The organism is uncultured Caballeronia sp., assembly GCF_964243625.1.
Lineage (GTDB): Bacteria > Pseudomonadota > Gammaproteobacteria > Burkholderiales > Burkholderiaceae > Caballeronia.
In genome coordinates, this window is the sequence record NZ_CAXTGZ010000251.1 from 1 (window position 1) to 8243 (window position 8243).

Sequence of the window (8243 nt, forward strand, 5' to 3'; positions counted from 1 at the left end):
GCCCGGGAAGATGAAGATCAGCCCGGCTTCTTCGCGGCACGGGTACGAGCGCACGCCGTTGGGCAGACGCTCGCGCCCGAGATAGGGCACGTCGATACACTTGCCCGAGCAGTCGTAAGTCCAGCCGTGGTAACAGCAGCGGATGGACTCGCCGTCGACCACGCCCGCATGCAACGGCACTTGCCGATGCGCGCAGCGGTCTTCCAGCGCGAACACCTTGTCGCTCTCGGTGCGCACCAGCACGACGGGGTCGCCGGCGAACTTCACGCCATGCGCCTTGCCGCGCTTGACTTCGCGCGACCACGCGACGGGATACCAGTGATCGGGGTGAATGTCGACACGGCGCAGATCACGCGGCGTTTTTTGAGGTTGTTCGGCGGGCGTGCCGCTCGTGACGGCTTCCTGCTGCAGCGCTACATGCATGTACGATGCCTCCGCTTGAGGGTATCGGCGAAAAATCGGCCCGATAGTGGCCGAAATTGGCGAAAAAATGTGTTGGGGAGTCGATGCAACCAACGGGTCTAACGCAGTCTACACGTGAGCGGCCCTTTGAGGCGCAAACGCCCTCCCTTGAAAGTTCGGCGAAGGCGTGCGGGGCGGGCATCGGAGCAGAAAATTTTGCGGATTCCCCCCGATGGTTCCACCTAGATTCGCGCCCGCCTGAACACCAGGCTGAAATTGTTGGCGGGCATGGGCACGGCTTCTTCCATCACCAATCCCGCGCGGCGGCCCAGTTCCGACACGTCCTCCATGTTGCGCACGCCCCAATCCGGGTTGGTGGCGCGAAGCTGGGCATCGAAAGCTTCGTTCGATACTGCCGTGTGCGCGCCGTTGCGTTTGTAGGCTCCATAGAGGAACAGCACGCCGTCGTTCGTCAGACGTTCGGCCGCGCCACGGAACAGCGCTTCGGCCGCCGCCCACGGCGCGATATGGATCATGTTGATGCAGACGATCGCCGCGAGCGAATCCGGCACGGGCCACGGCGCGCTGCATACGTCGAGTGCGACGGGCGCGTTCAGATTGGCGAGCGCGGCGTGCGCTCGCCATGCGCTGATGGAGGCGCGCGACGCTTCGTCCGGGTCGCTCGGCTGCCAGGTGAGCTCCGGCAGTGCGGCGGCGATGTGGACCGCGTGCTGTCCGGTGCCGCTTGCGATTTCGAGAACGATCCCGCTCTTCGGCAATACACGCACGAGGACATCGCGGATCACGTCGCGGTTGCGCGTGGCTGCCGGTGCAATACGGCGCAGGGGGTCGGGATTGTCGGAATGACTGGCGTTCAAAGATGCGTCTCCAGAGGAATTGGTGGCGAGCGTAAGCGCGCGGTTTGCGCGGGTCAAGAAAAGATCCGTAGCAACTCAGAACCATACGCCTCGGCTCACGCGCTCTCACGAGGCCCGAATCCTGCTACCTCGTGCGGCCCTCGATCAAATCTGTGTATCCTGACGCACTTGAGGCGCAGGACCGAATGCAGCACCGAATACCAGCACCCGAAACCCTGAGGAACGACCCGCCACGGGCCAGTGCATCGTGCCCGCCCGCCTGGTCCATCCCACTCCATGGAGCCTTTAATGCCAACCGATACCCCTTCCGGCGAGCAGAAGCCGAATCAAGAAACGATGAGCGAAGAACTCATCAACTTCGCGGCTGAAGTCTTCGATACCGCCCGCCGCGGCGACGCCCCCATGCTCGACGCGCTGCTGCACAAAGGCCTGCCGCCGAACATGCGCAACGACAAGGGCGACACCCTCGTGATGCTCGCGAGCTATCACGGCCATGCCGACGCCGTATGTGTGCTGCTGCAACACAAAGCCGATCCGAACCTGCGCAACGACAACGGCCAGACACCGATTGCGGGCGCGGCGTTCAAGGGCTACAAGCCGGTCATCGAAGCATTGCTGGAACACGGTGCGGACGTCGAAGGCGCATCGCCCGATGGCCGCACGGCGCTGATGATCGCGGCCATGTTCAATCGTGTGGAAATGGTCGAGTTCCTGATCGCGCACGGCGCAAATCCGGACGCAAAAGACGCAAACGGCTTTACCGCACGCGACGCTGCCGCGAAAATGGGCGCCCCCGACACCGTCGCGCGTCTCGCCCAGGCAACCGAAGCGAAGTCGCGGCCGCCGGGCGTCTGACTTTTCCGAGTCAGCGTTTTACCGATCAACCCGCGCCATCGATCATTCTGATTGGCGGCGCACGACCCTTTTGAAGGCGATCCGGCAACATGGAGCTCTTGTGATGAGTGGCGGCTTCCCGCGGGGTGGCTTCCCGCTTCGAGCGTACGACTGGCACTGGCGCACGATGGCCAGGATGCTTGCCATCCTTATCGGCCTGGCGTTTGTCTCGGTCATGTCCGGGTGCAGCCTGTTCCCGACACAGCCGGCGGCGCCGATCATCGATTTGTCGACGCCGCAGCCGGCGAGCGAGCCCGAAGCCGTCGAACCGGAAGAAGAGCCTGCCTCCACACCGGTCGCCACGCAACCGCCGACCGAGCAAAAGGCGCCGCGTCCGAAGCCCAAGCGCCGCGTTGTCGTGCCGAAGAAAGCGCCGCCTCCGCCGCCTCCTCCCGTTGAAGAGAAGGTGCCGGCGCCTCCGCCGCCGCTGCTGACCACGCGCATCATGCAGCGCGAGCAGATCCACGGCCTCCTCGACAGCGAGATCCAGCGCGACGGCAAGATCGTCGGCCGCGCGGTCGACATGTACGTGGATGCCGCCGCCAAGCCGAAGCTCATGATCGTCAACCTGTCGGGTTTTCTCGGCGTGGGCGACCGCAAGGTCACGTTCCCGTGGAGCGCGTTCCGCTTTAACCCGGCGGACAAGAAAGCGCCCGTGACCTTTGTCATGCCGCAACCGGCGACCGGTAAATCGAAGGCGGAAGCGCCGGCGAAACCGGGTTCTGTCGCCGATGTCCCGCCGACCCTTGCCCAACTCGTCGATTCCAACGTCACGCAAAAGAGCGGCGCGCGCATGGGCCGGGTGGTCGACGTATTGATCGATTCGCAGGCGCAACCGCAGGCGCTCGTCATCGACCTTTCCGATTCCCTCGCCGGCGACAAACGGCAAGTCGCGGCCAACTGGCCGGACCTGCACGTGGTATCGCGCAACAAGGTGCTGCAATTGCAACTGGATTTCACCGATACACAGATCAAGGCCGCACCGACCTATTCGCCTGACCAGCCGATCAAGATCATCTCTCCCGTCGTGCCGCCGGCCGAACCGGCGGCGTCGGAGCCCTCATCGGCATCGGCGGCGGTTGCGGTACCCGCTTCAACGTCCTCTGGACCGGTCGCGGCTGCATCCGCCGCTCGGCCCTCGAAACAATGAGGACGATCTGAAATATGGTTACTGCACGAAGTCTGCGCGCGCTTGACTGGCTGAACTTTTTCGTCGCGAATGTGCAGACCGGCTTTGGGCCGTTCATCGCTTCCTATCTCGCCGCGAACAAGTGGACGCAAGGCGAGATCGGGCTGATGCTGAGCGTCGGCACGATCAGCGCGATGGCAAGCCAGTTACCGGCCGGCGCGCTCGTCGATGCCTTGCGCAACAAGAAAGGCGCGGCTGCCGCTGCGATCATCGCGATCATCATCAGTGCGCTGCTGCTCGGCGCGAGTCCCACGTTCGTCTCCGTCTTCGCGGCCGAAGTGCTGCACGGGTTCGCGAGCTGCATGCTCGTTCCCGCGATGGCCGCGATCTCGCTCGCCCTCGTCTCCCGCGCCGATCTAGGCACGCGGCTCGGGCGCAATGCGCGATGGGCGTCCATCGGCAGCGCGCTGACCGCGGCGTTGATGGGCGTGTTCGGGGAGTACCTGTCGCTGCGCTCGGTATTCTTCCTGACGGCTGCGCTCGCATTGCCGGCGTTGGTCGCGCTGAACATGATTCATCACGAGATGCCGCCGGTCGTACCACGCATGAAAAAAGCGGCGGCGAAGGCAGGATCGAATCTCGCCGATGCACTCAGTTCAGCCAGCGGCGAACGCCCCGAAAGCCTGCGCGACTTGGTGCGCGATCCGCGATTGCTGACGTTCGCGGCGTGCGTGGTGCTGTTCCACTTGTCGAATGCGGCGATGCTGAATCTTGCCGCCGGCGAAGTGACCGCGCACATGGGCGACAACGTTCAACTGGTGATTGCGGCGTGCATCATCGTGCCGCAATTCATCGTGGCGGGGTTGTCGCCGTGGGTCGGGCGGCAGGCGCAGACGTGGGGACGGCGGCCCGTGCTGATCCTTGGTTTCTCGGCGTTACCGTTGCGTGCGCTGTTGTTCGCCGCGGCCAGCAGCGCGAGCAGCCCGTATCTGCTCGTGCCGGTGCAGATGCTCGACGGTATCAGCGCAGCGGTGTTCGGCGTGATGCTGCCGCTGATCGCAGCCGACGTTGCCGGCGGCAAGGGCCGGTATAACCTGTGTATCGGCTTCTTCGGGCTGGCGGCGGGAATTGGCGCCACGCTGAGCACGGCGATCGCGGGGTTTGTCGCGGACAAGTTCGGTGTGAACACGAGCTTTTTCGGGCTTGCTGCAGCGGGCGCGCTGGCGGTTGCGCTGGTTTGGCTGGCAATGCCGGAAACGCGCGATGCCGCCGCCAACGAGGAAGCTGCAAAGAACGGCAAGGACAAGGAAGCCACGCCTGCGGGGTGAACGAACATGACCGAAACGAGCGTAGCCGATGGTTTTTCATGGTCGCGGCATGAGGGCGTGGTCACGGTGCGGCTGACGCGCGAAGCGCAGCACAACCGGATCGATCCCGCGGATATTGCGGGCTTGAGAGAAGCGATTGCCAATGCTTCGAGCGATGCGGCTTCAATCGCGCTGGTGGTGACCGGCACGGGACCGGCAACCTTCAGCTCCGGCTACACGCTGTCGGCGCTCGCGGCAGGGAACATCGACGATTCGTTCGAAAGCCTGCTCAACGAACTCGAAGCGTGTCCCCTGCCTACAATCTGCGCGCTGAACGGAAGTGTGTATGGCGGCGCGACGGATCTAGCGTTGTGCTGCGATACACGCATTGGCGTTGAAGGATCGCGGATGTTCATGCCGGCGGCGCGTATCGGCTTGCATTACTACCCGGATGGCATGCGCCGGTATGTCCGCGAACTCGGGGCTACGCAGGCGAAACGGCTGTTTCTGACCGGCATTGCAATCGATGCGCCGGAAATGCTGCGTATCGGCTTCCTGACGGATCTTGTCGCGGCCGACCAGTTGACCACGCGCACGGCGGAATACATCGATGCAATGCGCGCCTGCGAACCCAACGTGGTGCGCTCGATGAAGCGCCAGTTGAATGCCATCGCGGCAGGCGATCCTTCCGCTTTGACAAATAGAACCGCCTACGAAGCCTCGCTTCAAAGCCCGGCGATCGCCGAGCGGATCAAGCGGCGCCGGAGTTGATCACTCCAGCGGTTTCAACATCCCCATCAGCGTGGGAACCAACTCGCTCACCGTCGGATGAATATGCATCGCGCGTTGCAGCGTGGTGTACGGCGCGTCCGCATTCATGATGTCGATGAACGTATGGATCGCTTCGTCACCCTCGATGCCCAGAATTGCCGCACCGAGAATCTTCTTCGTCTGCGCGTCCACCAGCACCTTCATGAAGCCATCTGTCTCGCCACGCTCGCGGGCCCGGCCAACGCGCGACATCGGCATGGTGGCGATCAGCGCGGCGCGTCCGTCCTTGCGGACATCGGCTTCGCTCATGCCCACTCGCGCAAACGGCGGATCCACAAAAACCGCGTAGCACATGATGCGGGAATCGACGCTGCGCAATTCGCCATCGACCACGTTCGACGCAATGATCTCGTAGTCGTTGTACGACGTATGCGTGAACGCGCCGCGCCCGTTGACATCGCCGAGCGCCCAGACGCCCTCCGTTTTAGTGCGAAGCTGACCATCGACACTGATCAGGCCATGTTTGTCCGGCACGATACCCGCATGCTCGAGCCCGAGGTCGTCGGTGTTCGGCGTGCGGCCCGTGGCGAACATTAGACGCGACGCATCGATGCTCTTCCCGTCGGTGAGGAAGATCCGCACGCCCTCGCCCGCCGCCTCGACCTTCGACGTCTGGGTGTTGAAGCGGAACTCGACGCCATCGCGCGCCAGAACCTTCTGAACCTGTTCCGCGAAATCCTTGTCCTCGCGCGCGAGCACGCGCTCGCCCCTGACAAGCACCGTCACGCGGCTGCCGAAGCGCGCGAACATCTGCGCGAATTCCAGCGCGATGTAACTCCCGCCCACGATCGCCAGATGTTCAGGCAACGTCGTCAGTTCCAGGATCGTGGAATTGGTCAGATATGAAATCTCCGCGAGTCCTTCGATTTCCGGAACGGTCGCACGCGTGCCGGTATTGATGAAAATCGAATCCGCCGTGAGTTCGTGCTGCTGACCGTCGTTGCCCTGCACGCTGATGGAATGCGGCCCGCTAAAGCGCCCGTGACCGTTGAACACCGTCACGCCCGATGTCCCCCGCAACCACTTCTCCACGCCTTCGCGCGATTCGCCGATGACCTCGTCCTTGCGCGCCTTGACGCGCGCCAGATCCACCCGAACGCCGCCATCGAGGATCACACCATAATCTCCGGCATGTCGCGCGACATGCGCCGCACGGGCGCTTGCCACAAATGTCTTGGTCGGCGTGCACCCTACATTCACGCACGTCCCGCCGAACAACGACCGTTCGATGATCGCCGTACGCTTGCCGCTTTCTGCAAGCTTCACGGCCAGCGGCGCGCCGCCTTGTCCGGTGCCGATCACGATGGCGTCAAATTGTTGCGACATGTTCACGTCTCCTCGGCGGTGTTTGCGGATTCTGCATGGTAGCTCGCCGGGGAAACCGGTGCAGCAGGAAACCTCCCCGCCGTGTGTGCGTTTTACGCATGGACAGGTCGAGATTTAATCGCTTGTGGCCCAGTGTCGCGCCCGCTAAAACTAGCGCCATTCACGTCGCGGACCCGCTGCGGCGCTTCTTTCCGGGCTATCACGATGCGCACCTACCGTAATTTCATCGACGGCCGCCTGATCGACTCATCGTCCGATCGGTTTGCCGATGTCGACAACCCCGCCACCGCTGAGATCATCGCCCGCGTCACGCTCGCGTCCCGGGACGACGCGCTCGCCGCCGTGGAAGCCGCATCGCGGGCGCAGAAAACGTGGCGCAAGTTGAGCTCCATCGAGCGCGGGGAGCATTTGCGCCGTTTCGCCGATGCCATCGTTCAGCGCGCGCCGCAAATCGGCGCGGCGCTCGCGCTGGAATCGGGCAAAAGTGTGGCGGATTCGGAAAACGAAGCCCGCTACGCCGCCGATATCACCCGCTATCACGCCGAATGGGCACGCCGGATCGAAGGCGAAGTCATCCCCAGCGACACGCCCAACGAAAACCTCGTGCTGCATCGCGAGCCGATTGGTGTGGTCGCCTGCCTGATCCCGTTCAACTACCCGGTCTACACGCTCTTGCGCAAAGTCGCGCCGGCGTTGATCACGGGCAATACGGTCGTGATACGGCCGAGCAACAACACGCCCACGTCCGCTTTCGAAATCGCCGAAGCCGCGCGTCAGGCGGGACTGCCGGCCGGCATTTTCAACGTGCTCGCAATGGATCACGCGACGGCCGCCACGGTCTGCACGCATCCGGCCGTCGGCATGATCACGCTCACCGGCAGCGTGAACGCCGGGCGCATCGTGCTGGACTACTGCAAGGCGAACATCGCGAAACCTTCGCTGGAACTCGGCGGGAAGGCGCCCGCGATCATCGAACCGGATGCCGACCTCGAAGCGGCAGCGAGCGCGATCGTCGGATCGAAGACCACGCATTGCGGCCAGTTGTGTACCGCCATGGAACGCGTGTATGTCCACGCAAGCGTGCACGAGCGCTTCGTCGAATTGCTGCGCGCGAAGATGAGCGCCGTGAGTTTCGGCGACCGGTCGATGGACGCATCGAAGATGGGACCGCTGGTGAGCCGCTCCGCCCAGCAAGACATTCACGCGATGGTCCAGCGCGCCGTGGCCGAAGGCGCTTCGGTCGCGACCGGCGGCACGCTGCCCGACACCGCCGGCTATTTCTACCCGCCTACGCTGTTGCTCGATTGCCGCCACGACATGGAAATCGTGCGCGAAGAAATCTTCGGCCCGGTGCTGCCGGTGATCTCGTACGACACGCTCGACGAAGTCCTCGCGATGGCGAACGACCATCAGTACGGGTTGTCGTCGGTGCTTTATACAGAGAACTATCGCACCGCCATGCGCGTGGCCAATGAG

8 protein-coding genes are annotated in these 8243 nt (G+C 63.6%); 5 read left to right on the forward strand and 3 right to left on the reverse strand.

All coding sequences use genetic code 11. The annotated features are described in order from the left end of the window. Both ACFFAR_RS17560 and ACFFAR_RS17565 read right to left on the reverse strand, forming a co-directional pair. Window positions 1-423, reverse strand: a 423-nt coding sequence (locus ACFFAR_RS17560) for a Rieske 2Fe-2S domain-containing protein (RefSeq protein ID WP_174363473.1), incomplete at its 3' end; no start/stop codon positions are given. Between the two features lie 221 nt (window positions 424-644). Further along, window positions 645-1247: a DUF938 domain-containing protein gene (locus ACFFAR_RS17565; RefSeq protein WP_174363479.1), complete on the reverse strand. Its 603-nt coding sequence runs from the start codon at window positions 1245-1247 to the stop codon at window positions 645-647. 369 nt (window positions 1248-1616) lie between these two features. On the opposite strand from ACFFAR_RS17565, the gene ACFFAR_RS17570 reads away from it, so the two are divergent. The 4 genes from ACFFAR_RS17570 to ACFFAR_RS17585 all read left to right on the forward strand — a co-directional run bounded on the left by ACFFAR_RS17570 (window position 1617) and on the right by ACFFAR_RS17585 (window position 5381). Next, window positions 1617-2135: an ankyrin repeat domain-containing protein gene (locus ACFFAR_RS17570; RefSeq protein ID WP_375508188.1), complete on the forward strand. Its 519-nt coding sequence runs from the start codon at window positions 1617-1619 to the stop codon at window positions 2133-2135. Between the two features lie 103 nt (window positions 2136-2238). Continuing rightward, entirely contained in the window at window positions 2239-3324 is a 1086-nt protein-coding gene (locus ACFFAR_RS17575; RefSeq protein WP_256701283.1) for a hypothetical protein, read from the forward strand. A 14-nt stretch (window positions 3325-3338) separates the two neighbouring features. After that, window positions 3339-4631 (forward strand): MFS transporter, encoded by a 1293-nt coding sequence (locus ACFFAR_RS17580; protein WP_174363475.1) that lies wholly within the window; start codon window positions 3339-3341, stop codon window positions 4629-4631. Window positions 4632-4637: 6 nt separating this feature from the next. Next, entirely contained in the window at window positions 4638-5381 is a 744-nt protein-coding gene (locus ACFFAR_RS17585; protein ID WP_174363476.1) for an enoyl-CoA hydratase-related protein, read from the forward strand. Here ACFFAR_RS17585 and ACFFAR_RS17590 read toward each other — a convergent pair whose 3' ends face one another. Then, window positions 5382-6767 (reverse strand): FAD-containing oxidoreductase, encoded by a 1386-nt coding sequence (locus tag ACFFAR_RS17590; RefSeq protein WP_174363477.1) that lies wholly within the window; start codon window positions 6765-6767, stop codon window positions 5382-5384. It lies immediately after the preceding gene. Window positions 6768-6971: 204 nt separating this feature from the next. Here ACFFAR_RS17590 and ACFFAR_RS17595 point away from each other — a divergent pair. Continuing rightward, window positions 6972-8243 (forward strand): aldehyde dehydrogenase family protein (locus ACFFAR_RS17595; RefSeq protein WP_174363478.1); only part of this gene is annotated, 1272 nt, incomplete at its 3' end.

Bases quoted from the DNA above. Each gene is read 5' to 3' on its own strand.
- ACFFAR_RS17570 (WP_375508188.1), top strand. From the start codon at position 1,617: ATGAGCGAAGAACTCATCAACTTCGCGGCTGAAGTCTTCGATACCGCC.
- ACFFAR_RS17575 (WP_256701283.1), top strand. From the start codon at position 2,239: ATGAGTGGCGGCTTCCCGCGGGGTGGCTTCCCGCTTCGAGCGTACGAC.
- ACFFAR_RS17580 (WP_174363475.1), top strand. From the start codon at position 3,339: ATGGTTACTGCACGAAGTCTGCGCGCGCTTGACTGGCTGAACTTTTTC.
- ACFFAR_RS17585 (WP_174363476.1), top strand. From the start codon at position 4,638: ATGACCGAAACGAGCGTAGCCGATGGTTTTTCATGGTCGCGGCATGAG.
- ACFFAR_RS17590 (WP_174363477.1), bottom strand. From the start codon at position 6,767: ATGTCGCAACAATTTGACGCCATCGTGATCGGCACCGGACAAGGCGGC.